Here is a 25,440-nt window from a genome sequence, read left to right as displayed (position 1 = left end):
GTAACGCCGACACAAGCCCGTCGGACTATCGAGGCATACGTCGAGTATGGAGATGTGGATGAGGCCGTGCTTCGACTGTGGCAAGCCCTAACAAGGCTACACGTCTCCGTCAGAGCCAGACATGGCTCTTGTCTCATAGCTTTACTGCTGGTGTAACGGCGACGAGCAGTTGGTGGATGAGTATCTCTGTGCTTCGAGCAGAAGGCGTCGAAAGTGGGACGAAGTGCGTAGCTCATACGGAGCGACGTCTGGGGAGTTGACCATACGAAGGGCGTATCGGAGCAACTCCAAGACTTTTCGAGGACACTATAGTAACAACTGCAACGATGTACACACTGATCGCCGAACTGTTTGGCGATCGGGTGTGCAATGACGTGCAGTGGCTACTATATGTGAAACGATACAGGTAGAATTGAAAACAAATATGATGTTCGAAAGATATGTTTACACCAACGAATGGCCGGACTCACCTCAAAGGCTATCAATAAAGCGAGAGAAGATGGTGTTAAATCACTTTTATTGGAGGGTCCACCATTTCTCTATCGACGGCTCCATCGCACTGATTTTTTATACCGAAATATATACCGACGTTTCGTGAAAATAAAACACTCCCAAATTAAAAATCCGAATGCATATACACATATTAGTCCGAACGATATTAATTACCTTCTAATAGATAGCGAGTATACTCGCGGGTTCTATACACCATCAAAGATGCCTTTACATAAAATGGAAAAAGGACGCTTTAACCCATTTATTTTTGCGGGTATAATACTGTCTGGAGATTGGGACTTGTATAAAAAGCCATACAAATTTGACAGAGTGTACAGTGGTTTATATCAGCACTACGAACAAGGTGACCCGTTAGAAGAAACAGAATATATGTGGCAATATAGGCTTAGGGGGATAAGTAGAAAAGATGATGAATACCTCGAACGTCAAATACATAATAAAAAGTCGTTATATGCAGATATACAGGAGCACGGCTTTCAAACACAATACGAACTTGAAGAGAAGGAGGATGGTGAACCTGTCTTTGCAAAGCCTTGGCCAATTAGTATAAATATTGGAAGGAATGGAGAGTTAATATTTAATAACACTGCTCACAACAGGCTTGCGATGAGCAAATTATTAGATATTGATGAGATACCCGTATTAGTCGTCGTGAGACATCAAAAGTGGCAGTCTGTCAGAATGGAAGTTAAGCATACAGATGACTTTAACAAACTAAGCGAAGACACAAAAGCAGTTATTGGTCACCCTGACCTACAAGAATTTGCATCTGACGATTGGCCATCTACATAGTTGAAAGCGCACAGTTAACCAGGCGACCCACTGTCGTGTTCTATTCTGGTGGTCTCTGTTGGGTGTCGAACTCCTCAAACCCGTTGGCTAACTTTGTGACACGCTCCCACAAGGTTTGAAGCTCCGAGTCGTTCACCTCTACTCACTCCTCATATGTTTGACAACAGGTTGTGAATATCCTTTCACCACCATGTCGGTACACCCTCTCTGTCGAGCCGTCTGAAGCCCTTTGATTGGGGCGTGATACTCGGCTGGTTGTTGGTCGCTTCTCCGATGTAGTAGCTTCCCTGCTCGGTCGAGTCGTCTGTACTGATGATGTAGCCAATAGCTGATGGATCGGAGTTCGTCGGTCGAGTGCCACCATCAACGTATATCCTCGATGTATAGTAGCGAAGTACACTGGGAAGATGTGAAGGTTGTTCTCGTCAGTCACTATATTCGTATTGTCGTCAGATAACCTGGACGTGCGGTAGCCTTCGGAGAGGCCCCGTCTCCGTGAGCACCGCAAACGAAGGCTCGGGAGTCGAAGCACCGCATGCCCGAAACGTCTCCTGTTGGTTCAAATCTCGGTGGGGCCGATTCGAGTCGAAATCAAAGTTGCTATGTCCCCCTCGCTTCGTGTGCTATACATAGAATGGTACGTGCCAGCGTCATTGGGTGTGGAAACATGGGGAGCGCCCTGATACGGGGCCTCTCGAGGATCGATGAGCACACGGTGATCGCCTGTGACGTCGATCCGGCGGCGCTCGAGGCGGTATCGGACGACTGTGCGGAGACCACGACCGATCCGGCGGCCGCCAGCGACACCGACGTCGTCGTCGTCGCCGTCAAACCGGGGCTCGTCCTCGACGTCGTGACCGATCTCGATCTCTCGCCGGAGCAGACGCTCATTTCGTTCGCCGCCGGCGTCCCGACGACGGCCCTCGAAGAGTACACCGACGCGGCGGTCGTCCGAATCATGCCGAATCTCGCCGCGGAGACGGGGAACATGGCGGCCGCGGCGACTGGATCGGAGATCCCCGACGACGTGAAGGCGCTTCTCGATGCCGTCGGCGAGTTCGTCGAGGTCGAGGAGTCCCAGATGGATATCGCGACCGCAGTCAACGGAAGCGGTCCCGCGTTCGTCTTCTACCTGATCGGCGCGATGCGAGACGCCGGCGTCGACGCCGGACTCGAGCCCGAGGACGCGGAGGTGCTCGCCGCCCAGACGTTCAAGGGTGCGGCTGAGACAGTCTTGCGCTCCGATCGGGACATCGCGGAGCTGATCGACGCGGTCTGCTCGCCGAAGGGAACGACGATCGAAGGGATGGAGGCCCTCTGGGAGAGTACGGCCGACGAGGCGGTCGGCGAGGCGGTGTCGGCGGCCGAGGAACGATCCGCGGAGTTAGCCGAGGCGTTCGACGATGAATGAGACCGTCGAACTCGGCGTCGTCGAGGAAGCGAGACGGCTCGCGGCGGACGCCGAACGCGTCGTCGTCAAAGCGGGGACGAACTCGCTGACCGACGAGGAGTCGAATCTGGACGACGAGAAACTCGACAAACTCGTCGACGACGTCGTCGATCTGCTCTCGCGCGATAAGGAAGTCGTGCTCGTCTCCTCGGGGGCCGTCGGCGCGGGGATGGGACGGGTCGGCTACACGGACGAAACGGTCGAGGAGTCCCAGGCGCTGTCGACGGTCGGGCAGTCCCACCTCATGCGCCGGTATACGGAGAGTTTCGAACGCTACGATCGGAAGGTCGCCCAGATCCTATTGACCCAGAAGGATCTGGACAACCCCGATCGGTTTACGAACTTCAAGAACACGATCGAGACGCTCCTCGAGTGGGACATCGTCCCGATCATCAACGAGAACGACGCCGTCGCAACCGAGGAGATCCGGATCGGCGACAACGACATGCTCTCCTCGTCGGTCGCCGTCGGCGTCGACAGCGAGTTGCTCGTCACGCTCACCGATGTCGGCGGCGTCTACACGGGCAACCCGAAAGAAGAACCGAACGCAGAACGGATCGAGGCCGTCGGCCGAAACTACGCCGAAGTCCAGGAGATCGTCGACGGCAGTGCGAGTGCGACCTTCGGCGGCATCCAGACGAAGGTGGCCGGCGCGCGCTCGGTCAGCGAACACGGCATCCCCGCCGTTATCGCGAAGTCGACCGAGTCCGACGTCCTCGAGAAGATCGCTGGTGGGAAGACGGTCGGGACCGTATTCGTCCCAACGAACGGTGTCATCGATGACTGAGAAATCGACGGAGACGAAAGTCGAGGAGGCACAGGCCGCGGCGCTCGAACTCGCGAAGTACTCCGACGAGCGGCGCTCCGAGGCGTTACACGCGATCGCCGACGCGATCGACGCGAGCCACGACGAAATCCTCGAGGCAAACGCGGTCGACGTCCGCGAGGGCGAGAAACTCCTCGAGGCCGGCGAGTACAGCCAGGCGCTGGTCGACCGACTGAAGCTCTCGCCGGCAAAACTCGAGAGCATCACCGACATGGTCAGGAGCGTCGCCGAACAGGACGATCCCCTGGGCCGAACCCGAACCGCGCGTACACTCGATGACGGGCTCGAACTGTACGAACAGACGGTCCCGATCGGCGTCGTCGGGACGATCTTCGAGTCACGCCCCGACGCGCTCGTCCAGATCGCCGCGCTCAGCTGTAAGTCCGGAAACGCCGTCATCCTGAAAGGCGGGAGCGAGGCGAGCGAGTCGAATCGCGTGCTGTACGAGATCATCCGCGAGGCGACGGCCGACGCGCCCGACGGATGGGCGCAACTTATCGAGGCCCGCGCGGACGTCGATACGATCCTCGAGATGGACGATGCGATCGACCTCGTCATGCCCCGCGGGAGCTCCGAGTTCGTCTCCTACATCCAGGACAACACGAGCATTCCCGTCCTCGGCCACACCGAGGGAGTCTGTCACGTCTACGTCGACAGCGAAGCCGACCTCGAGATGGCCGAGGAGATCGCCTACGACGCGAAGGTACAGTATCCGGCGGTCTGCAACGCCGTCGAGACCCTCCTGGTCCACGAGGCCGTCGCGGAGACGTTCCTGCCGGCGATCGTCGAACGCTACGCCGGGGCGGACGTCGAGGTCCGCGGGGACGAGACCACGCGCTCGATCGTCGACGTCGAGACCGCAACCGCGGAAGACTGGTCGAGCGAGTACGGCGATCTGATCCTCTCGATCCGCGTCGTCGACTCGCTCGAGGCAGCACTCGAACACATCACCACCTACGGCTCGAAACACACCGAGTCGATCGTCACCGACGACGCCGACCGCGCGGGGACGTTCATGCGGAGCCTCGACTCCGCGTCGGTCTTTCACAACGCCTCGACCCGGTTCAGCGACGGCTACCGGTTCGGCCTCGGCGCTGAGGTCGGCATCAGCACCGGCAAGATCCACGCCCGCGGCCCGGTCGGGCTCGAGGGGCTGACCACCTACCAGTACTACCTCGAGGGTGACGGCCACTGCGTCGGCACCTACGCGGGCGCCGACGGGAAGGAGTACCGTCACGAGGACTTCGACGGCTCGTGGACGCCGGGATCGCTCTCGGAGTGACGAGCGTCGAGTACCGACGGCGTTTTTGTTGTATACCAATACGTTTCGGCCGTGCAATCACTCGACCGAGCTCTGCTCGTTGGTAGCTGGCGACGAGGGTTCGGTCTCGTCGGCGGATACGCCGTCGTGGCCGCGGCTGTAATCGTCGCTTCGGTCGCACTCGGTCGCCCGATCGAATCCGTGGGCGCGGCGATTTTGCTCTTCTACGGTCCCGGACTCGCCGCGACCATCGGAGTGTACGCGAGGTGTGGCGTGCCGGCGGGACTCGCCGTGGGTGCGGTACCGATCGCTGTCGTAACCGCTCTCGGCGCCCTCGGGAATGCGTTCGGTTTCGACGAACTCGCCATCGGGAACGGCGATTCCACGTTCGTCGCCATCGCGTTGGGGTTTGCCGTCACCGGCCTCGCCATCGCGGCTATCGGGACCGGATTCGGAATCGCGGCGAGGGCCGCAGCCGATCGCGCTCGCGACCGCTAACCCGGACGGATTCTGCCGGACACTCTGGTCGAGTTTCGCCGGGCGTCTACGGGCCGTTGGTCACTCGACCATTAGGTAGTCGTCGACGTTCTGGACCTTCTCCGCGGGAACGAGTAACGTCCCGTCGTCGTTCGTCTCGAAGCGTCGAACGTCGTCGGTCTTCGGCGTGACGAGCACGTGCTCGAGCGCACCGGTCTCGACGTCCATCGTGACGTTGTGAACCGTTCCGAGTTCTTTGCCGTCCGATCCCATCACCGGTTTGTTGGAGAGCGTGGATGCGAGGACCGTCGTCATGCGTCTACCTGTTAGCGTAACTGATCAATAAAATAATCGGTGGGGGAAATCACCGGTTGGATCGGTGCCGGCGACGAGTACCTCGACTCGAGTCGTCCAGAGCCGTCGAGGGTTGTTTTGCGCCCGTTACTCCTCTTCTTCGGGGGTGTCCGCGCCGTCGCCGTCGATTCGGCGGCTGACGTCGACCTGGTAGTTCTCGAGGATGTCCCGGCCGAGGAGGACGGGGTAGTCCATGTGGCTTCGGTCCTCGACGCTCGCGGTGACGGTGTGTTGGTTGCCGCCAACGCCGACGACGACGTCGACGACGGGCCGACTCTTCGCGGTCTTCGAACTGCCGGATCTGATGCGGGTGATCGACTTGATCGGGCCGGCGCCGATGTCGGCCGCGAGCGCCGTGTCGATGCTCGTCCTCGTCGCACCGGTGTCGGACTTCGCGACGATGGACTTCGACCCGCTCGTCCCCGAGAGGACGACCTCTTCGGTGTAGCCGATTACGGCCGGCTCCTCGCTCGGCTGTGTGGTCTGGATCGGCTGTGCCGTCGGCTGGGAGGCGTCGAGCACCGCGGACAGCTCCTCCACTCGTTCGTCGTCGACGTCGCCGCCGGCGCGTTCGATCGCGACTTTTGCGATGTAGGGGGCGGGACTGACGTGCGTGGCCTCGTACAGTCCCTTGAAGCCGGCCGTCGGATTGACTTCGAGGACGAACCATCCCTCCTCGCTCTCGACTAAGTCGACGCCGGCGTAGTCGAGCCCGATCGCATCGGCCGCTCGCTGGGCCATCTCTCGGACTTCGTCGGGGAGGTCGTCGATTGCGCTCTCGACGGAGCCACCGAGGGCGACGTTCGTCCGCCAGTCGTTGTCGGGCGCATATCGGTACATCGCGCTGATAACCTCGCCGTCGACGACGTACACCCTGACATCGTGGTGTCTCACGTCGTCGCGATCGACGAGCTCCTGTAAGAACGCGTACCGGTTTCCGACCTTGGCGTTGACCGGCTCGTCGGGCCCCACTTTCCAGGTGCCGCCGCCGTGGGTTCCGATCGCGGTCTTGTACACCGCCTCCTCGCCATACCGTTCTCGAGCGGCGTTCAACCCCTCGCTGTTGAGCGCGAGGGTGACGTCGGGGGTCCGGACGTCGTTGGCCGCGAGCGTCGTCGCCGTCGAGAGCTTGTGGATCGCCGTCAGCACTGATTTCGGCTCGTTGAGCGTCGGGACGAGTTGGGAGAACGTGTTCGCGAGCCCGAGTTCCTCGGCCGGCTGTTCGGTGTTCGAGAGCAACATTCGGTTTGCGATAACGTCGACCGACGGCTCGAGGACGACGCTCCCGTCGGTGACGCTGATCGCGGTGTTTTCGGTTCGAAGCCACTCCGTTTCGTGACCCAGCGCCTCGACCGCGTTGAGAATAGCCTTGGTCTCCTTACTCGTGTGTAAACTCAATACCCCGACCGTGACGGTGTCGGCGTCGCTCATACGTATCCAACACGAAGCCGGCGGATAAGTATTCGCAGTTAATCCGCAGGAAGCGAGTCAGTAGCGGACGACACAGTGTCCCAATCCACTGTTGAACGCACCAGCACCGTCGAGTGCGAAACACTGATCCAAAACGAGACGTCGGCCACGGTTCGGTTACCCGACGACCGATCTGACGTCCCGCAGGTCGACGAATCCGCTGGCCAGAACGAGTACGGCCCAGACGAGTCCGCCGAGACCAATCACGCCGAACAGCATGAGGACGTTCGAGACCATCGGCGTCACGAGCAAGACGGCGACGGCCATCGCACCGGTGATCGAGCAGATGATCGCCATCGAGCGCGCGAGACGGACGAGGCGAAGCGAGAGTTCCGTGTGAACGATGTAGAGGTTCACTGTGACGTACACGGAGTGTGTCGCCACCGTGGCGATCGCGGCGCCGACGACCCCGATCGTCGGGATCAACAGGAGGTTCAATCCGAAGTTAGCCGCCGCGGTCACGCCTTTCGCGACCGCTCGAGCACGCGCCCGACCGAGGTAATCGAGGCTGTCACTCGTCAGGTTCGTGATCGCTTGCAACACGACGAACGCCGCGAGAACCTGGAGCACCGGGACCGCCCCCGCGTAATCGCCACCGAAGACGAGCGTGATGAACGGGCCAGCGACGATGGCAAGCCCCACCGCCGCCGGCACGTACACCAGCATCGTGTGGGTGAGCGAGGTTTCGTAGATCCTGCGGGCCTCCTCGAGTTTTCCCGCCGCCTTCTGCTCGCCGAAGTTCGGCGAGATCGTGAATCCGAGCGACTCGGCAGGTGCGAGCACGAAGTCGGTGATCTGTTTACCCAGGGTGTAGAAGGCGACGGCCGCGGGCGTAAGAAAGACGCCGACGAGGACGGTGTCGATCTGCTTGTCGACGACGTTGGCGCTTCTGGTCGCGGTAAGTGGTACGCTGTACTCGGCGAGGCGTCTCGAGAGCCCTTCCTCGTACGTTGGGGCGGGATCAGTGGGGCGGTAGAACCGGTAGTAGAGGACCGCGATTCCGAAGACGGCGGCGATCGCGTATCCGACGATGTAACCGAGTAGTGCACCGAGTGCGCCGAGCCCTGCGAGAACGAACAGAACCGCAAAGACGAGGCGGGTCGCGCCGCCGATAGCCTGTACCGCGGCGCTGTACTCGAGGCGGTTGTACCCCTGGAAGACGATCTGGCTGAACACGTTGAAGGAGTTAACGGTGATGTAGATGACTCCGACCGCGAGAAACGGTGCGGCGCTCGGATCACCCAGGAAAACCGCAATCCGCTCGTGGAACAACAACAGGACGTAGGCGACGACCGTGAGCACGACGAGTTTGAACGCGATCGTCGATCGGAGGAGGTGGGGGATCTGTCCTGGATCCGTCTCTCGATACTCCGAGATGTATCGCGCGGCGGATTTCCCGAGGCCCACGTCGGCAAACAGCTGAACGACGGCCAGGATACCGATCGCCCAGTAGAGCGCGCCGTAGCCGTCGGGATCGAGCAGGTACCGCGCGAGAACGAACATCAACAGCGCGCTCGAAACCATGTAGACCGCTCGGGCGACGAGCGTCGCTTTGAAGCCGCGGACGATGTGTTCTCGTGTACTCATGATAATCGTGTACTCGTCGTGTGGCCCACTCTGGAGACCTGGGACGACGTCTACGAGCGGCCCAGGGTCGCCTCGAGCCGTCCCGACCAGTAGGGGAGAAAGCGCAATCGGACAATTGTAATGTGGACACAACAGCGGAATACGGCTCGACGGCGAACGATAGTGGCCGGTTACAGGTGCCTGGTGGGGACACGGTCGATACAGTCGTATGCGGAGATCCCCTCGAATCGCGCGTGGTATCTGGAGGAAACGGCCACGTACACCGTGGTGTGATGTGAGAAACGGCGTACCCCGAGACCTTCGCGTCACGGCCGTTGTCCACGACCGGTGGAAAACGTGATCCTCTCGGAGAGATGACTTAGAGGTACGAGGCGTCCCACCGGGTCGCTTTGCGGCGGTTTCCACAGGCGTTGCACTCGATTCGTCCCATCGAGTCCATCGCATTGTCGAGCGAATCACAGTGGCCACAGAGCCACGCGTAGCGTTCGTCCCGGTCGGCGGTCTCGTAGGCGGTGTAAAACGGAGACTTCGATCCACGGACCGCCTCTCCGTAGCTAACGTACAGCCGCTGGCCGTCGATTTCGAGTTCGTCGATCGCGCCCCAGCCTTCGTCCCCGATCTCACTTTCGGCGTAAACGTTCTCGACGAACGTCTCGTCGCCGATGTCGACCTCGCGTTGTCCCGCCCGTTCGAAGCCGTGCTCGCGGTAGAACTCGTTGCCGCCCTCGTTGTCCTCGAGGACGAAACAGTGGATCCGTTCGGCACCCTCCTGAAGCAGTTTCTCGCGGGTGCGTACGAGCAGACGGACGCCCGTGCCGCTCCCTCGGTGGTCGGGGTCGACGTGCAACCAGAGGATCCGACCCGTGCGGTGTTGCTGGCCGATCAAATCGTTCTGAGAGAAGGCGACGATCTCCCCGTCGCGCTCGACGACCAGGGCGAGTGAGTGATCGTCCGCCAGTTCGTCGCCGAAGGACTCGCCGTACCACTGCTCGATCGCGTCGTCGACGGTCTCCTCGTCGAGAAAGTCGGTGTAGGTCGATCGAAGCGACTGACGGGCGATCGAACGGATGGCGTCTGTGTCCGACTCGGTTGCCTCACGGATGTCCATGCGTACCCATAACATACCAAAGTACAAAACGTATGCCCACGGATCGGGCGTCCGTCCACCGACTCACCTCGCTTCGGCACAGTCGAACCGCGGTCGACAGAGGCGAACTGCGACGCTTACGGCCCGCTGTCAGTCCGCCCGGCCAATCGTGGTCGTCTCGTTTGGACTGGCCGGTATAGCGGACCGTCTCGACAATCCACGCGAGCGGTCGTCGACCGAGGCGGTCCGTAACGACAAGACTCTCGTCGGTGCCCTCCGAGAGTGGTGTATGAACGACGACGACTCGAGCGACGAACCGCCCGACGAGCGTGCGGACGCCGGCGGAGAAGCGTTTACGTACAACGGCGGGCGGGTGGACCCGGGCGAGTCGGCAAACATTCGCTACAGCATCAGCGAAACGTATCTCGGCGATCCCGTGAAGATTCCCGTGACAGTCATCAACGGCTCGGAGCCGGGTCCGACGATCTTTCTGTCGGCGGCGGCCCACGGCGACGAACTCAACGGGATCGAAGTCGTCCGCGAGGTCGCCCACGACTGGGATCACTCCGAACTACACGGAGCACTCGTCTGTTTACCCGTGATGAACGTCCCTGGCTTTCTCGCCCAGGAGCGGTATCTCCCGATCTACGATCGTGATCTGAACCGTTCGTTTCCCGGCCGCGAGGGCTCGACGAGCGCTCGACGGATGGCAAACAGAATCTTCACGAACTTCATCGAGCCGTGTGATCTCGGTATCGACTTCCACACCTCGACGCGTGGACGGACTAACATGCTCCACGTCCGCGCGGACGTAGAAAATCCGACGGTCGGACGCCTCGCCAAGGCGTTCAGTTCGAACGTCATCATCGGCGGCGAGGGCCCGTCTGGAACCCTCCGGCGGGAGGCGACCGAAGCGGACGTTCCGACGATCACCGTCGAGATGGGCGAGGCACATCGCTTCCAGCGACCGCTGATCGACCGCGCGTTGACCGGTGTCGCGAGCGTGCTCGCGGAGTTCGGCTGTCATCGAGATTCGTCGGTCCACTGGCCCGGCTGGCGGACGATCATCCGCGACGAGGACGAAAAGACCTGGCTCCGCGCGGACGCGGGCGGGATCGTCGATATGAAACGGGGACGCGGCGCGCTCGTGGAGGAAGGGGAGGTTATCTGTACGATCACCAACCCGTTCAAGGAAGAAGACGACATCGTCACCGTCGAGGCACCCTTCACCGGACTCATCGTCGGCGTCCTCGAGAATCCCGTGGTCTATCCCGGCAACCCGCTGTGTCACCTCGTCGGTCTCGCCTCGGATACGCTAACAGCACTCGAGCGCGAGCGGATGACAGAGCGTTCCCAGGCCGAGCTTCGGCAGTGAGGTGTCGTCCCGTTTCACGTCCGGTCACGGCTGGGACCGACGTCGATGCCCCGACAAATTGGGGGTCTGTCAGGAAAAGCGATTTATTCTTCCCCGAATGAAGATCTGTGCGACACTCCGCCGGGAAAGACAAAAGTAACTTCTATACCTCCACGGTCTAACCGTCAACACGAGCGTATGAGTCAGTCTTACAATCGCGGCCTTATCGAGGATTACGGCCGCTGGAAGGAGTTCTCGGCCGGCATGTGGGCATGGATCTTCCACAAGTTCACCGGGTGGATGTTGATCGGCTATCTGTTCACCCACATCGCCGTGTTGAGCAGCGCGATCGGTGCCGCACAGGGGGAAACGATGATGCTAGCTGGTGAGCAGGTCGACGTCTACACCGGAACGATCCAGGGACTCGAGAGTCTCTTCATCGTTCGGGTGCTCGAGGTCGGGCTGTTGGCGGTCGCCGTCTTTCACATCCTGAACGGGCTTCGACTACTGATGGTCGATCTCGGCGTCGGACTCGAGGCACAGGACAAGAGCTTCTACGCCTCGCTGATCCTGACCGGCATCATCACGGTCGCGAGCGTGCCGACCTTCATGAGAGGGGTGGGCTTCTAATGGCCGAACGCTACTCCTCGTTTGCACCCGGCGGAACCGCGTGGCTCTTGCAACGAATCACCGCGGCGTTTCTCGTCGTCGTGTTGGCGTTTCACTTCTTCCAACTCCACTTCGTCAACCACGCCGCCGACGTCACCTGGCAGGGGACCCAGATTCGGATGCAGAATCTCGGCTACTTCCTCGTGATGGTGTCGTTTCTCATCGCGGGGACGTTCCACGGCGTCAACGGCGTCTACAACGCGTTGGTCAACCAGGGACTCAGCGGCACCCCAAAGAAGGTAGTGCTCGCGGTCCTGACGATTGCAAGTGTGGCGCTCATCGCACAGGGAATCTACGTTGCACTCGTCATGGCGGGGATGATCTACTAACATGAGTACTCAACAGCAGGAACCCGAAACGCAGGAAGCACCGGAAGACCCCGAGATGAAGGGAGCCGAGTCGCCCCAACAGCGGCGACTCAAGGAGAAAGAGGCGGGAATGGTCGAGGAGCGGTCGGACGAGGAAGCCGAGGCCGAAGGCGAGACGGTCCACATCAAGGTCTTTCGCTACGATCCCGAAGTCGAGAGCAAGCAGGAACCGCGATTCGACGACTTCCACGTTCCCTTCTCGAAGGGGATGACCGTCCTCGACGCCGTGATGTACGCCCGCGACGAGTTCGACTCCTCGCTTACGTTCCGACACTCCTGTCGCCAGGCCGTCTGTGGCTCCGACGCCTTCTTCGTCAACGGCAGACAGCAACTCGGGTGCAAGACCCAGATTTCCGAACTCGAGCAACCGGTTCGGATCGAACCGCTTCCCCATCAGGAGGTCGTCAAGGACCTGGTCGTCGACATGGATCACTTCTACGACCAGATGCACGCCGTCGAGCCGTACTTCAAACAGGAGGACCTTCCCGAAGGCGAACTCGAGGAACAGCGCCAGAGCCGGGAGAACCGCGAGAAAGTCAAGATGTCGACGCGGTGTATCTGGTGTGCGGCGTGTATGTCTAGTTGTAACATCGCCGCGGGGGACAACCAGTATCTCGGACCAGCGGCGATCAACAAGGCCTACCGGTTCGCGATGGACGAACGCGAAGACGAGGAGATCAAAGAACACCGGCTTCGGATCTTAGAGCAGGAACACGGCGTCTGGCGGTGTCAGACGCAGTTCTCCTGTACCGAAGTGTGTCCGAAGGACATTCCGCTCACCGAGCACATTCAGGAGCTCAAGCGCGAAGCAGTCAAGAAGAACCTGAAGTTCTGGTAATATGTACGAACACGACGTCATCGTGGTCGGCGCCGGCGGCGCCGGCCTCCGGGCCGCAATCGCAGCGCACGAGGCGGGGGCCGACACGGCCATCGTCTCGAAACTCCACCCAGTTCGTAGTCACACCGGCGCGGCCGAGGGCGGGATCAACGCCGCGCTTCGGGAGGGCGACGACTGGGAACTCCACGCCTACGACACGATGAAGGGGTCGGACTACCTGGGCGATGCCCCGGCGGTCGAGACCCTGGCGCAGGACGCTCCCGAAGAGACGATCACCTTAGAACACTGGGGAATGCCGTTCTCCCGGGAGGACGACGGCCGGGTCTCCCAGCGACCGTTCGGCGGCCTCTCGTTCCCGCGGACGACGTACGCCGGCGCCGAGACCGGCCATCACCTGCTTCACGTGATGTACGAGCAGGTCGTCAAACGCGGCATCCAGGTCTACGACGAGTGGTACGTCATGAACTTAGCGACCAGTGACGAACCCGATCCGAACGACCGAGAGTGTCACGGGATCGTCGCCTACGACGTCCAGTCCGGCAATATTGAAGGGTTCAAGGCGAACAACGGCGTCGTCCTCGCCACCGGCGGCCCCGGACAGGCGTTCGACCACACCACGAACGCCGTCTCCTGTACCGGCGACGGTCACGCGATGGCCTATCGCGCCGGCGCGCCGCTCGAGGACATGGAGTTCATCCAGTTCCACCCGACGTCGCTTCCCTCGACCGGCGTTCTCATCAGCGAGGGCGTCCGCGGCGAGGGCGGCATCCTCTACAACAACGATGGCGAGCGGTTCATGTTCGAGTACGGCTACGCGAACAACGACGGCGAACTCGCCTCACGGGACGTCGTCGCCCGCGCCGAACTCACCGAAGTAAACGAAGGGCGCGGTGTCGACGACGAGTACGTCCACCTCGACATGCGCCACTTGGGCGAGGAACGGATTATCGACCGCCTCGAGAACATCCTCCACCTCGCGGAGGACTTCGAGGGCGTCGACGGCCTCGTCGAGCCGATGCCGGTCAAACCCGGCCAGCACTACGCGATGGGCGGCATCGACGTCGACGAACACGGCCAGACCTGTATCAGCGGCCTCTACGCGGCGGGCGAGTGTGCCTGCGTCTCCGTCCACGGCGGGAATCGTCTGGGCGGCAACGCACTTCCGGAACTGATCGTCTTCGGGAAACGTGCCGGTCGCCACGCTGCCGGCGAGGACCTCGGCGAACCCGAGATCGAAACCGGCTACGGCGACGACGTCGAGGACGAGACGGACGCCGACTTGCCCGTCCAGCCTGGCGCGGCCGGCCTCGAGACGAGCGGCGACGTCGCCGCAGACGGTGGCGTCACGGCCAGCGTTGACTCCCTCGAGCGCGCCGTCGAGCGCGAACGCGAGCGCGTCGAGCGACTGATGGAGAAAGACAGCGGCATCCAGCACGCCGAGATCCGCTCGAGACTCCAGAACGCGATGACCGACTACGTCAACGTCTTCCGCACCGAAGAGGGTATCAAGAAGGCGCTCCGAATCATCCGCGACTGCCGCGAGCAGTACCAGGACGTCTACGTCGACGACCCCTCGCGGACGTTCAACACGGACCTCCAGATGACCTACGAGACCCGGAACCTGATCGACGTCGCCGAGACGATCGCCCTCGGCGCGCTCGTGCGAAACGAGTTCCGCGGCGCACACTGGCGCCAGGAGAACCAGATCCGCGACGACGAGAACTGGCTCAAACACACGCTCATCTCCTGGGACGACGGCGAGCCGAACATCTACTACCGGCCGGTCATCCTCGAGGGCGAGGAGAAAACCTACGAGCCGAAAGTGCGGAGCTACTGACGACTCTCCAGGAATTCGTTTTCGCGGCTGTTCTCGGACCGGTGTCCGGAGATTTCCCGACCAGTCACTGGGAAGACCGCTACGCGATCAGCGTGTACATCAGTTCAGTTGTCGTAGCCGTTTTCGGTCAATGCACTCCCGCTCGCGAATTGGCGGCTAGCACGTTCGGTGTGGCCGCCGAACTGCAAGCGGTGAGGAAATCGTTTCAACGACTCCGTATCGTCTGTACAGGCGATACCGGAAACGGGTCGTCCTCTCGATCGACACGACCGCAGACGGGGGCGGTCGACTCTCGGCGGTCAGGCACCGAGCATCTCGAGGACGTCGACGCCGACTTCGAAGTGGTCGATGAGCTTGTACCCTACGTAGATCCCGATGATGCCCACCACGCCGGGGAGTTCCGGCGGCGCGGGAATCGGAACGTTTAGAAAGCGAAACAGGGCACCGGTCAACAATCCGGTCAGGAGTGCAAGGACGGTAATCTGAGTCGACATCGTGTCCCCTGTCCTCAGGGAACGTACAAAAACGATACGACGATCGGTACAATCGTCGGACACGACGAAATCGGACGCGTCGGTTCGAATCGGTGCGATTTTGGATCGATTGCCGTCGTCGAGGTCGTCGAAACACGGTGACGGTGGCACCATTATCGACGATCGTTGAAACACAGATTTATTATCGTCGAACTTCAGAGATCGAATATGACCTCGACAGTGGAGCAAGGAGCCGACGTGTCGGTGCCGAGTGACGTTACTACTCCGCGAGCGAAGTTGGTCTACTACTATCTCGCGACGAACGACGGTGCGACGGCGGACGACCTTCGGACGGATCTCGCCCTCAACAAGGGAAACACACTCTCGATCATCGCTACGCTACGTGAACGCGGTCTGGTCGAACGGGTGGATGGCCGCTACGAACTCGCCGATTAGAGTTCGATCCGTTCGACGAGCTGTTCGTGATTTTCGTTCGTGTTGACGGCGACGATGCGGATCTCGTCTTCGAGTCCGGAGCCGCGGAGTTTCGCCTTCAGCAGGTTGTCAACCTGGTAGACGCCCGCGGCGTTCGTCATTGCAATCTCGACCATCACCGGGCTGGTCTCGCCTTCGTACAGCGAGACGCGTTTGATCGCCTGGCTCGAGAGGGTGTTGATCCCGCGTCCGCCGTGTTCGTAGGGGATTCGGGAACGGCCACTTTCCATGTCGAGTGCGTCGGCGACCCGGATGACGCCGGCCTCCGTCGTCAGGGGCGTCTCGGCGGTGTGATGACAGAGTATCGCGTGTAACACCTCGCCTTTCATCCGAACGACGTCGGGGAGGTCGTAGAACGTATCCAGGACACGATCGAGGATGTCGGCGGCCAGCGGGATCGAGTAGTAGACGTGCTCGTCGCGGTGGACGACGTGGCCGATGTCGTGAAGCGTCGCCGCGAGCGCGATGATGACCGATTCGTCCTCCTCGTCGAGGCCTTGCTGGCGCGCGCCGTTGAAGTCGACGTTGCCCGCTTTGAGCAGGTCGTACAGACAGAGTGCACGGTTTCGAACGATCTGAATGTGTTTCGTCCCGTGGTCGTTGTACTGCATCCGATCGACCGCGTTGACGTTCTGAGCTTCGAGGTAGGTCGTGATCTCCTCGTCGCTATCGATGTACTCGAGAACGGCGTTCAGTTTCTCGTCGGGAAACTCGTGTTCTGCGTCGGGGTCGTAGACGCGTCTGGAATCGGTTCCAGAGGCGGAATCGTTCATACGTAGCCGTCGGTTGCCGAGGTAAAAAACGATGCGGCGCGGGACTCACAATGCAGATCGAACGAGACGGTTCCGCCACCGTTCTCCGATGAACGGGTGCGCCGGTGACGTCTCCCGGTCGGTTTCAGGCCGCGTCCTCGACGGCCGCTTCGACTTCGGCGTACTCCGGCTCGACGCCGGGATCGTCGCTTACCCACGAGTAGACGACCTCACCACTGTCGTCGACGACGAACACCGAGCGCTTGGCGACGCCGTAGACGCCGAGGTCCGCGAAGTCCATCTCGATGTCGTAGTCGGCGATGATCTCGGCGTTGAAGTCGCTCAACAGTCCGAACTCGAGGTCGTTTTGGTCGCGGAACTCGTTGAGGGTAAACGGCGAGTCCCGGCTGACGCCGTAAACCGACGCGTCGACGTCTTCGAACTCCGAGATGCGGGCCTGGAACGTACACATCTCGTCGGTACAGACGCCGGTGAACGCGGCGGGGAAGAACGCGAGGACGATCGGTGCCTCCTCTAAGCGCTCCGAGAGCGTGAACGAATCGACGTCGCCGTTTGCGAGCGGTGCGGTGAAATCGGGTGCGTTGTCGCCAGTTTCAGGCATCGTCTCCTCCTTACGTGCAAGCCGGAAAGATTGTTTCGTTCCCGGGATTGTTTCGTTCTCAGAACGGAACTGGCCACGACCGGGCGAAAACACTGGAGAGCCTCACACGGGAGATCACACCCCCTATCGGACGACTCGAGTGGCGAATTTCGCCGCGTTCGGGTTCGAACAGCTTTTTCGGACGTTCCTCGATAGCTGTGCGAGGCAAAAAGGTTATAATTGCCAGCCGGTAAGCCACGCATAGAGATGGTAGCCGAAACCGCACCGCTGTTCATCCCTGGTGCACCCGGGGGTCCGGAACTATTGATCATCCTTTTCATCGCCATCTTGCTGTTCGGGGCAAACAAAATCCCCAAGCTGGCTCGATCGACGGGTGAGGCGATGGGCGAATTCCAGAAGGGGCGTGAAAAGGTCGAAACGGAACTGGAGGAGATGCGTGATGGAGACTTCGAGGAGGACGACGACACCGATTTCGTCGATACGGAGCCGGTGACGACCGAGGAGACGGAGACCGAAACCGAAACCGAAACCGAAACTGAAACCGAATCGAGCTAACGTATTTTCTCGGAAGGGCGTGTGGCCTAGCGGAGAGGGCAGAAGGTTCCTAACCTTCTGATCACGGGTTCGAATCCCGTCACGTCCGTTTTCCTGCGAGCGACAGCGAGCAGTGAAAACGGCATTGGTGGTATTCGAATCAGGGAGGGACGACGCGAAACGACCGTGATTCGAATCTCGTCACGTCCGTCTACTTCCCGATTTCAGCATCTGTCGTGACCAATGCTGTGCGATTGAATTCGACACGACCGGTTCCGTCCCCGAGCGTCGCCGAAGCCGAGGCGACACTCGAGAGCGGTGTGAGCGGCGTCTTCGGCCGACAGATGGCAATTTTAAAAGTGCCGCTCGAAACCAAATAATAGGGCAAGCGCCAACATTGCCAAGTACTATTAACCATAGAAAAATTCTTAATATGGGTGGCTACTGATCTATCACGAAGACTGATGTTGAGTTCGGTTGGCGGAACCGCCGTGACCGCGGTTGCCGGCTGTCTCGCAGGGGACAACACCGGGTCAGAACAGGAGGTACGAGTCGGGCTCGGGTGGCGCGTGCTCGACTCCCTCGACCCGATCGTATCCGGGCTCGGAAGTCGCGTTCAGCTGTACGAGTCGTTGATCGCTCTCGATCACGATGGAGAGTTCACTCCGGCTTTAGCGGAGTCGTGGGGAGTCGCGGCCGACGACAGGACGTGGTGGTTCGAACTGCGCGAGGATAGCGTTTTTCACGACGGCACACCTGTGGAACCGGCCGCGGTCGAATGGTCGCTCGAGCGTGCGTTCGAGGAGGTGTCGGCGTTCGATCCAGTTCCTATCGAGTCGGTCGGCACTGACGGTGCCCGCGTCACGATCCGCACCGAGGAGCCGTTCGCTCCGCTACTGGGTTATCTGACGCTTGCGGAGGCACGGATCGTGAGTCCGGCGTCTGTCGAGGACGGCTCGTTCGTCGAACCGGTTTCGGCCGGCCCATTTCGGTTCGAGTCATGGGAGCCCGACGAATCGCTCACCGTCTCCGCGTTCGAGGAGTACTACGATGGGGCACCGTCGGTCGAACGGGTGACGTACGAGTTCGTCCACGACGACCAGACGCGGGCGCTCAAACTCCAGAACGACGAACTCCAGCTCGCGCGATCGATCCCCGAATCGTCCGTCCCAACACTCCGTCAGGACTCGGACGTCGACCTCCACGTCTATGACGTGCCACGAATGCGGTTTCTCGTGTTCAACAACGCCGACGAGCCGTTCGACGATCTCGACGTTCGGAAGGCGATCAACTACGCGATCGACAGGGACGGGATCGTCGCCGGCCCGCTCGAGGGGCTGACCGAGCCCGCGGTTGGTCCGGTGCCACCGTCGCTGTCCCGGTGGGCAAACGATGATCTCGAGGGATACGAATACGACCCGGATCGAGCCACAGAGCTACTCGAGTCCGCAGGTTGGCAAGCAGGCGAAGACGGCGTTCGACGCCGGGACGGCGAGACGTTCAAGGTAACGCTTCGGGGGTACGATTCACACGAAATTCCCGCCATCGCGGAGGTACTCCAGTCTCAACTGGCCGATGTCGGTGTGGAGATGGATATTACGATCACGGAGTACGCCGCGTTGAGCGACGCGAAACAGCAAGGAGAGTTCGATTTCTCGATGGAGTCTTGGGCGACGATCATGGGCGGTGACCTCGATCGGATGCTCCGATACTTCCACTCGACGGAGACGCTGATCGACAGCGGCTACCAGAACCCCCGCATCGACGAACTCATCGAAGAAGGACGACGAACGCTCGACGCGGACGAGCGAGCAACGCTGTACGACCAGATCCAGGAGATCGTCCTCGAAGAGGTTCCGGTTGCATTCCTCACGTACTACGCGCGCATCTCGGGAACGCGCGAGGAACTCGAGGGCTTTCGGCCTCATCCGATCGAGTACGACGTGGATCTGCGCGACGTTCGATACTGACGCTCTCTGCCGGTATCCGTCCTCGGCCGTCGTGATCGTACTCTCCGTCCTCGGGAGTTCGGTTCGTGTGGCCACTGTCGGTTGTCGAACCCGTCGAACGGTTCGACCGAGGAACGGTATCAGTTGCCGATCGCTCGAGACGGGAGCTAACGAATTTAGACAGCTTAGCAATATTTATTAACTTACTCCAGTATCTTACTAAGACGAATGCGATTTATACGTTCGAAACGGGGGACACCGTCTCGCGACCGAAACGCCGGACGTGTCGACGGGTGTGACCACGGAAATCGAGCGCGTTCGGACGGGAAGTCGACCGACACTCGAGCGGTCGTTCCGGCCGTAAAGACCGGCGTGAAGGAACTGGTGTTGGCCGGTGACGAGTGAGAAACGACGGGTCCCGGCAGCGGCCACGACGAGCGGTCCAGTCGATTTTGCGGGCGCTTGGGAAACGATCATCGACGATCCACGCAATCGCTGGTCAGAGGAGGCTTCCGAACGGTCCTTCTGGGAGTCCCACGCGGAATCATACGAGCGACGGTTCGTCGGCGATCCCGTCGGGGTCCCGATCCTCGAGTCGATGCTTTCCGACGGGGGGAGCGTCCTCGAGATCGGTCCCGGAACCGGCCGATACACACGGGAACTCGCCCGACTCGCCGATCGAGTGACGGCCGTCGAAGATTCGCCGGCGATGCGGGAAAAACTCGCGTCGAACCTCGCCGACGCCGGTTTCGAGGATCGCGTCGACGTCGTTGCCAACGCCTGGGAACGCGCGGACGTCGACTCTCACGACGTGGTCGTCGCCGGTTGGTCGCTGTACCGCCAACCCGACATCGAGGCCTGTCTGGAGCGGATCCTCGCGACGGCAGACTGCGGGTTCGTCCTCGTCGACAGCCCCGGGGCCGTCCCGCCTCACCGCCGGATCGCGATCGCCGATGGCGATGAACTCCCGTCCCCGCCGCCGCGTCACGCCTACTACTGCGGACTGTTGGCCGATCGGGGCGTGTATCCGACGGTCCGAATCGTCGAGAAAACGCGTGAACGGCGCCACGAGACGCGATCGGGCTTGGTCACGGACTTGCTCGGGGACTCGGTGGACGACCCGCAGGCGTACGCCGATGCGCTGTCGCCCTGGCTCGAGCGAGACGATGGCCGCTGGTACTACCGGTTTACCATACCGGCCGCGATAATCACCTGCGAGCGGGGAGGCGCGGGCTGGGGGACTGCCGACGAGTACGGCGATCCGGCGGCGTTTGGATCGACGGAGGGAATACAGTGAAAGAGTCAAACACGCGACGGAATGTCCTCTCGAAGGCGATGCGGTCGGCGTTCGACGACGTTGGCCTCGAGCTCTCGAAACTATCGGTGGAGGGGACGTCGTCGTGACGAAGGGGTCGTATCTGCTCTATCGGTCTCTGACGGCGACGGTCGTTCTTTGGGGAGTGTCACTGCTTACGTTCGGATTGATCTATCTCACGCCGGGCGATCCGGCGGAGACGATCCTGATCCAACAGACCGACCAGCAACCGTCACAGGCGGCGATCGACGCCTTTCGCGAGGAACACGGACTGAACGAACCGTTCCCGATCCAGTATCTGAGTTGGATCAGCGACGTGCTCCGCGGAGACCTCGGACAGTCCTACTACAGCGGCAGAGACGTCGGGGCGATGATCGTCCAGCATCTCCCCGCGACGATCGAACTCGCCGTCGCCTCGATGATCGTCGCGCTCGCAGTGGCAGTGCCGGCTGGCGTTGTGAGCGCGATCCACCAGGGGGAGCTGATCGACGCCGGAAGCCAGTTGACGGCCTTGCTTGGCGTTTCGATGCCGAATTTCTGGCTCGGCTATCTGCTCATCATCGTCTTCTCGTTGCACCTCGGCGTCTTTCCGGTCGCCGGAAGCGGCGGACTCCGCCACCTCGTCCTCCCGGCGGTAACGCTCGGAACTGGGATGGCCGCGATCGTTACCCGCCTCGTTCGCACGTCGATGCTCGAGGTGATCGAAACGGAGTACGTCGACGCGGCGCGCTCGAAGGGGTTGACGGAGCGGATCGTGATCTACAAACACGCCCTTCGAAACGCGTTGATACCGGTCATCACGGTCGTCGGTCTCCAGTTCGGTTTCGTGTTGAACGGTGCAGTCGTCGTGGAGATCGTCTTCCAGCGACCCGGGCTCGGGACGCTCCTCGTCGACGCCATCTTCGCTCGGGACTATCCGGTCGTCCAGGGCGTCGTCCTCGTGACTGCGGTCGGATTCGTTCTCACGAACCTGGCTGTCGACCTCTCGTATCGTTACGTCGATCCGCGGATTCGTCTCGGGGGTGAAACCGCGTGAGTTCGGCCGACGCGATCCGTGATCGAACCGCAACACACCGGCGAACGATCGTCGCACAGCTACTCGCGGAACTCCGCGGAAATCCGTTTACGCTCGCCGGTGCGACGATCGTCGTCGGCCTCACCGCCGTCGCCGTCGTCGGGCCGTTGCTCGTCCCGTACGATCCGACCGCACAGGATCTCGCGAACCGGTTGCATCCCCCGTCGTTGGCCCACCCGTTGGGGACCGATCAACTCGGTCGTGACGTCCTGACGCGGTTGGTCTACGGTGCGCGAATCTCGCTCGGTATCGCGCTCCTCGTGACGGCGATTCGCGTCGCGATCGGAACGGCTATCGGCATCGTCTCGGGATACGCCGGCGGCTGGGTCGACGAACTGTTGATGCGTCTGGTCGACGTGCAACTCGCGTTTCCGGGGTTGGTTCTTGCTCTCGTCGTCGCTGGCATTCTCGGCCCGAGCCTCCGGAACGTCATGATCGCGCTCGCGGTCGTCGGGTGGGCGACGTACGCACGCGTAGTGCGCGGAACCGTCCTCTCGGTCAAAGAGCGCGAGTACGTCGACGCGTCGCGACTGCTGGGAACGCCGCCTCGCCGGATTGCGACCCGACACCTCCTTCCGAAGGTCGCCAATCCGGTGATCGTCCTCGCAACGTTGAACCTCGGCACCGTCGTCCTCGCGACCGCCGGATTGTCGTTCATCGGGCTCGGTGCCCAGCCGCCGACGCCTGAGTGGGGCACGATGCTCGCTGGCGGACGCGATCACCTCCGACGCGCGTGGTGGATCGTCAACGCCCCGGGTATCGCGATCATGCTCACCGTCCTCGGCTTCAACCTGCTCGGTGACGGCCTCCGCGATATGCTCGACCCGCGACAACAGAGTCGACTGGAGGAGGTGTGACGATGGCAGGCAACCCACTCCTCACGGTCGATAATCTCCACACTCGCTTCCGGACACCTCGAGGCCCAGTGTACGCCGTCGACGGCGCGTCCTTTTCGGTCGGTCGCGGCGAAGTCGTCGGTCTGGTCGGCGAGAGCGGGAGCGGAAAGTCGGTGACGGCCCGTTCGGTCATCGGCCTTCACTCGCCGGGGGAGATCGTCGACGGATCGATTACCTACGACGGGACCGAACTCACGACTGCGAGCCAGGCGACCAGGCGTCGACTCAGGGGAACGGCGATGTCGATGGTGTTTCAGGACCCGAACACCACGCTGAACCCCGTGTTCAGTGTCGGCGAACAGATCGCCGAGTCCCTCCAGGTTCACGAGTCCCCGCTGGATCAGTCACTGCTCGAGTTTCTCGGGATCCCCCCGTTTCGGTCGCGATCGACGTGGGACGATCACCGACGCCGGGCGATCGAGCTGATGGAACAGGTCGGTATCGCCGATCCCGCCGACCGGGTCGACGAGTACCCCCACGAGTTCTCCGGCGGGATGCGCCAGCGCGCGATGCTCGCCATCGCACTCGCTACCGAGCCCGATCTCCTGATCGCTGACGAACCGACGACGGCGCTCGATACGACGACCCAGGCCCAGATTCTGGATCGGATCCGTCGGCTGAGCGACGATCTCGGGACGTCAGTTCTGTTGATCACCCACGATCTCGGTGTCGTCGCGGAAACCTGCGATCGCGTGGTCGTCCTCTACGGCGGCGAGGTGATGGAGGCAGGACCGACCGACCGCGTCCTGAGCGGCCCCGAACACCCCTACACACGCGGGCTACTCTCGTGTCTGGGGCGGTCGAACCGAGACGGGGCGCGGTTGTCGACGATCGACGGCAGGGTTCCCGAGCGATTCGGTCGAGAACCCGGCTGTCCGTTCGCCTCGCGCTGTGAGTACGCGACGGATACCTGTCGAACGGCTGATCCCCCGGTCGTCGAACCCGCCGACGATCACCGCGTCGCGTGTGCAGAACTCGAGTCGGTTCGACGGGGGTCGGATCGATCGGCCGGCGACCTCAACGTGCCGACCGCCGATCCGTCGGAATCGGTTTCGTTCGACGGCTCGAGTGGGAAAGCGATCGTCGAACTTCGGGGCGTCTCGAAAGCGTTCGACGTAAGCGACTCGCGACTGGAACGGTTGCTCGGCGATCGCCGACGATTACACGCCGTCGAAGACGTCGACCTCGCCGTCCACCCCGGCGAAACGGTCGGGATCGTCGGCGAGAGCGGCAGCGGAAAGTCGACGCTTGCCCGCGTTCTCACCGGACTCTGTGAACCGACGCGTGGGGAGGTTAGAATCGACGGCGAACGCGTCGGCACCGTCGACCAGCGGACGGCCGAACAGCTGACCGACGTCGGCGTCGTCTTCCAGGATCCGCGCTCGAGTATCAATCCCCGTCTACGGGTCCGCGAGGCGATCGGTGAACCGCTTTACGAGAGCGGGTGGGACGAGACGCGACGGAACCGACGGGTCTCGGAACTGCTCGATCTCGTCGACCTCGGAGCCGACTGCGCCGACAGGCGGCCCCATCAGCTGTCGGGTGGGCAACTCCAGCGCGTCGCGATCGCCAGGGCGATCGCACTCGAACCGCGGGTCGTGATCCTCGACGAGCCGGTCAGCGCGCTCGACGTCTCGATCCAGGCGAAGATCCTCAATCTCCTCGCCGACATCCAGGATCGTCTGGACGTCGCGTACGTCGTCATCTCCCACGATCTCGAGACGGTCCATCACGTCGCCGATCGCGTGGTCGTCATGTACCTCGGTCGGGTGATGGAACGGGGGCCGGCGGAGACACTGTTCGACCGACCCGCACACCCCTACACAGAGGCGCTAATCGACGCGATTCCCACCATCGACGGCACGCAACGAGCACGGCCGCTCGAGGGGGGTGTCCCCAGCGCGATCGACAAGCCGGACGGCTGTGTCTTTCACACGCGATGTCCGATGGCCGAACCGGCCTGTAAGACCGACAAGCCATCACTCGAGCGGGTCGGAGACGCGGTGTCGAGCTGTCACTTCGCCGCCAGCGTCGCCGATCGATCGGGAGAAACGGCGAGGGAATTGCCAGAGTCGACGGACGAATCGTCAGAGCCGACGGACGAAACCAGTTCGATGCATTCTCACTGACCGGCCGTTGGATTTGTTCGCTATTATATTTTAATTTGGTTTAATAAATTCTTACCTTTTATATAGAATTCATATCACTAGTGCCTGGAACACGGCTTCCGGTCCCGGCTCCCGTATCACGTTCGGCCGCCCAACGTTACAATTGAACAACAATTGTGGGGTCGTGAATTTTAGCACTCTGAGATATGTATTTTTGACCATTGAAGAGGGAATTATCTAAGATATTGGTTGTTGGTGGGACATTCGTTCAGACAATACCGAGGAGACGAAATACAATTGCGGTAGTTCTCGATAAAACAAAAAGACAATCTAATTAT

At 61.3% G+C, this 25,440-nt stretch carries 25 protein-coding genes, 1 tRNA gene and 1 pseudogene; 19 read left to right on the top strand and 8 right to left on the bottom strand.

The genetic code is table 11. From position 1 onward, the window contains the following. Positions 1-160: 160 nt before the first annotated feature. Both AB7C87_RS24180 and AB7C87_RS01645 read left to right on the top strand, forming a co-directional pair. Positions 161-373: pseudogene (locus tag AB7C87_RS24180) on the top strand (hypothetical protein); the annotation flags it as partial. 83 nt (positions 374-456) lie between these two features. Further along, positions 457-1,305: a hypothetical protein gene (locus AB7C87_RS01645; RefSeq protein WP_369727658.1), complete on the top strand. Its 849-nt coding sequence runs from the start codon at positions 457-459 to the stop codon at positions 1,303-1,305. A gap of 138 nt (positions 1,306-1,443) precedes the next feature. Here AB7C87_RS01645 and AB7C87_RS01640 read toward each other — a convergent pair whose 3' ends face one another. Beyond that, on the bottom strand, positions 1,444-1,638 hold the full coding sequence (locus tag AB7C87_RS01640) for a reverse transcriptase-like protein (protein ID WP_369728370.1): 195 nt from the start codon (positions 1,636-1,638) through the stop codon (positions 1,444-1,446). Between the two features lie 301 nt (positions 1,639-1,939). On the opposite strand from AB7C87_RS01640, the gene proC reads away from it, so the two are divergent. From proC to AB7C87_RS01620, 4 genes are read left to right on the top strand one after another with little or no spacing between them, the layout of a single operon-like run. Beyond that, the gene (proC, locus tag AB7C87_RS01635; RefSeq protein WP_369727657.1) at positions 1,940-2,716 is read left to right on the top strand and encodes a pyrroline-5-carboxylate reductase; all 777 of its coding nucleotides are present in this window, start codon (positions 1,940-1,942) and stop codon (positions 2,714-2,716) included. Beyond that, positions 2,709-3,542 carry a glutamate 5-kinase gene (gene proB / locus AB7C87_RS01630; RefSeq protein WP_369727656.1) on the top strand — a complete coding sequence of 278 codons (834 nt, stop codon included), beginning with the start codon at positions 2,709-2,711 and terminating at the stop codon, positions 3,540-3,542. Before proC ends, proB begins: the two co-directional genes overlap by 8 nt. After that, complete coding sequence (locus tag AB7C87_RS01625; protein WP_369727655.1) at positions 3,535-4,863, top strand: glutamate-5-semialdehyde dehydrogenase; 1,329 nt, start codon at positions 3,535-3,537, stop codon at positions 4,861-4,863. Before proB ends, AB7C87_RS01625 begins: the two co-directional genes overlap by 8 nt. Before the next feature lie 51 nt (positions 4,864-4,914). After that, the gene (locus AB7C87_RS01620; protein WP_369727654.1) at positions 4,915-5,340 is read left to right on the top strand and encodes a hypothetical protein; all 426 of its coding nucleotides are present in this window, start codon (positions 4,915-4,917) and stop codon (positions 5,338-5,340) included. Between the two features lie 60 nt (positions 5,341-5,400). Here the strand turns inward: AB7C87_RS01620 and AB7C87_RS01615 are convergent, their stop codons facing one another. From AB7C87_RS01615 to AB7C87_RS01600, 4 genes are all read right to left on the bottom strand, one after another. Then, positions 5,401-5,634, bottom strand: coding sequence for a PRC-barrel domain-containing protein (locus AB7C87_RS01615; RefSeq protein WP_369727653.1), 234 nt, complete (start codon positions 5,632-5,634; stop codon positions 5,401-5,403). Positions 5,635-5,760: 126 nt separating this feature from the next. Next, positions 5,761-7,104, bottom strand: a complete 1,344-nt coding sequence (locus tag AB7C87_RS01610; RefSeq protein WP_369727652.1) for a RimK family alpha-L-glutamate ligase — start codon at positions 7,102-7,104, stop codon at positions 5,761-5,763. A 156-nt stretch (positions 7,105-7,260) separates the two neighbouring features. Further along, positions 7,261-8,730 (bottom strand): flippase, encoded by a 1,470-nt coding sequence (locus AB7C87_RS01605; protein ID WP_369727651.1) that lies wholly within the window; start codon positions 8,728-8,730, stop codon positions 7,261-7,263. Between the two features lie 358 nt (positions 8,731-9,088). Further along, complete coding sequence (locus AB7C87_RS01600; RefSeq protein WP_369727650.1) at positions 9,089-9,838, bottom strand: GNAT family N-acetyltransferase; 750 nt, start codon at positions 9,836-9,838, stop codon at positions 9,089-9,091. 268 nt (positions 9,839-10,106) lie between these two features. Here AB7C87_RS01600 and AB7C87_RS01595 point away from each other — a divergent pair, with 268 nt between their 5' ends. From AB7C87_RS01595 to AB7C87_RS01575, 5 genes are all read left to right on the top strand, one after another. Continuing rightward, complete coding sequence (locus tag AB7C87_RS01595) at positions 10,107-11,192, top strand: succinylglutamate desuccinylase/aspartoacylase family protein (protein ID WP_369727649.1); 1,086 nt, start codon at positions 10,107-10,109, stop codon at positions 11,190-11,192. Positions 11,193-11,369: 177 nt separating this feature from the next. Further along, the gene (sdhC, locus tag AB7C87_RS01590) at positions 11,370-11,801 is read left to right on the top strand and encodes a succinate dehydrogenase, cytochrome b556 subunit (protein ID WP_369727648.1); all 432 of its coding nucleotides are present in this window, start codon (positions 11,370-11,372) and stop codon (positions 11,799-11,801) included. Then, a complete protein-coding gene (locus tag AB7C87_RS01585; protein ID WP_369727647.1) occupies positions 11,801-12,169 on the top strand; it encodes a succinate dehydrogenase/fumarate reductase transmembrane subunit in 369 nt (122 codons plus the stop codon). The genes sdhC and AB7C87_RS01585 overlap by 1 nt, the downstream gene beginning before the upstream one ends. 1 nt (position 12,170) lies before the next feature. Beyond that, entirely contained in the window at positions 12,171-13,046 is an 876-nt protein-coding gene (locus tag AB7C87_RS01580) for a succinate dehydrogenase/fumarate reductase iron-sulfur subunit (RefSeq protein WP_369727646.1), read from the top strand. 1 nt (position 13,047) lies between these two features. Next, the gene (locus tag AB7C87_RS01575; protein WP_369727645.1) at positions 13,048-14,883 is read left to right on the top strand and encodes an FAD-binding protein; all 1,836 of its coding nucleotides are present in this window, start codon (positions 13,048-13,050) and stop codon (positions 14,881-14,883) included. Positions 14,884-15,182: 299 nt separating this feature from the next. Here AB7C87_RS01575 and AB7C87_RS01570 read toward each other — a convergent pair whose 3' ends face one another. Then, the gene (locus AB7C87_RS01570; RefSeq protein ID WP_369727644.1) at positions 15,183-15,377 is read right to left on the bottom strand and encodes a XapX domain-containing protein; all 195 of its coding nucleotides are present in this window, start codon (positions 15,375-15,377) and stop codon (positions 15,183-15,185) included. A 207-nt stretch (positions 15,378-15,584) separates the two neighbouring features. On the opposite strand from AB7C87_RS01570, the gene AB7C87_RS01565 reads away from it, so the two are divergent. Beyond that, complete coding sequence (locus AB7C87_RS01565) at positions 15,585-15,812, top strand: MarR family transcriptional regulator (RefSeq protein WP_369727643.1); 228 nt, start codon at positions 15,585-15,587, stop codon at positions 15,810-15,812. On the opposite strand, the gene AB7C87_RS01560 is transcribed toward AB7C87_RS01565, so the two are convergent. Together AB7C87_RS01560 and AB7C87_RS01555 are read right to left on the bottom strand one after the other, a co-directional pair. Beyond that, on the bottom strand, positions 15,809-16,624 hold the full coding sequence (locus AB7C87_RS01560; RefSeq protein ID WP_369727642.1) for an HD domain-containing protein: 816 nt from the start codon (positions 16,622-16,624) through the stop codon (positions 15,809-15,811). The genes AB7C87_RS01565 and AB7C87_RS01560 overlap by 4 nt on opposite strands. A gap of 124 nt (positions 16,625-16,748) precedes the next feature. Beyond that, positions 16,749-17,225 carry a redoxin domain-containing protein gene (locus AB7C87_RS01555; RefSeq protein WP_369727641.1) on the bottom strand — a complete coding sequence of 159 codons (477 nt, stop codon included), beginning with the start codon at positions 17,223-17,225 and terminating at the stop codon, positions 16,749-16,751. 246 nt (positions 17,226-17,471) lie between these two features. Between AB7C87_RS01555 and tatA the strand changes: the two genes are divergently transcribed. From tatA to AB7C87_RS01520, 7 genes are all read left to right on the top strand, one after another. Then, positions 17,472-17,780 (top strand): twin-arginine translocase TatA/TatE family subunit, encoded by a 309-nt coding sequence (gene tatA, locus AB7C87_RS01550; protein ID WP_369727640.1) that lies wholly within the window; start codon positions 17,472-17,474, stop codon positions 17,778-17,780. 15 nt (positions 17,781-17,795) lie between these two features. Then, positions 17,796-17,868: transfer RNA gene (locus tag AB7C87_RS01545), tRNA-Arg, on the top strand. Between the two features lie 382 nt (positions 17,869-18,250). Then, on the top strand, positions 18,251-19,729 hold the full coding sequence (locus AB7C87_RS01540) for an ABC transporter substrate-binding protein (RefSeq protein ID WP_369727639.1): 1,479 nt from the start codon (positions 18,251-18,253) through the stop codon (positions 19,727-19,729). 373 nt (positions 19,730-20,102) lie between these two features. Beyond that, entirely contained in the window at positions 20,103-21,005 is a 903-nt protein-coding gene (locus tag AB7C87_RS01535; protein ID WP_369727638.1) for a class I SAM-dependent methyltransferase, read from the top strand. A gap of 103 nt (positions 21,006-21,108) precedes the next feature. Then, complete coding sequence (nikB, locus tag AB7C87_RS01530) at positions 21,109-22,059, top strand: nickel ABC transporter permease (protein ID WP_369727637.1); 951 nt, start codon at positions 21,109-21,111, stop codon at positions 22,057-22,059. A gap of 47 nt (positions 22,060-22,106) precedes the next feature. Next, a complete protein-coding gene (gene nikC / locus AB7C87_RS01525; RefSeq protein WP_369728369.1) occupies positions 22,107-22,955 on the top strand; it encodes a nickel transporter permease in 849 nt (282 codons plus the stop codon). A gap of 2 nt (positions 22,956-22,957) precedes the next feature. Continuing rightward, positions 22,958-25,123: a dipeptide ABC transporter ATP-binding protein gene (locus AB7C87_RS01520; RefSeq protein ID WP_369727636.1), complete on the top strand. Its 2,166-nt coding sequence runs from the start codon at positions 22,958-22,960 to the stop codon at positions 25,121-25,123. Positions 25,124-25,440 lie beyond the last annotated feature (317 nt).

The sequence above is a fragment of the Natrarchaeobius versutus genome (genome assembly GCF_041205745.1).
Taxonomy (GTDB): domain Archaea; phylum Halobacteriota; class Halobacteria; order Halobacteriales; family Natrialbaceae; genus Natrarchaeobius; species Natrarchaeobius versutus.
This window is presented reverse-complemented; position numbering and strand designations above follow the sequence as displayed.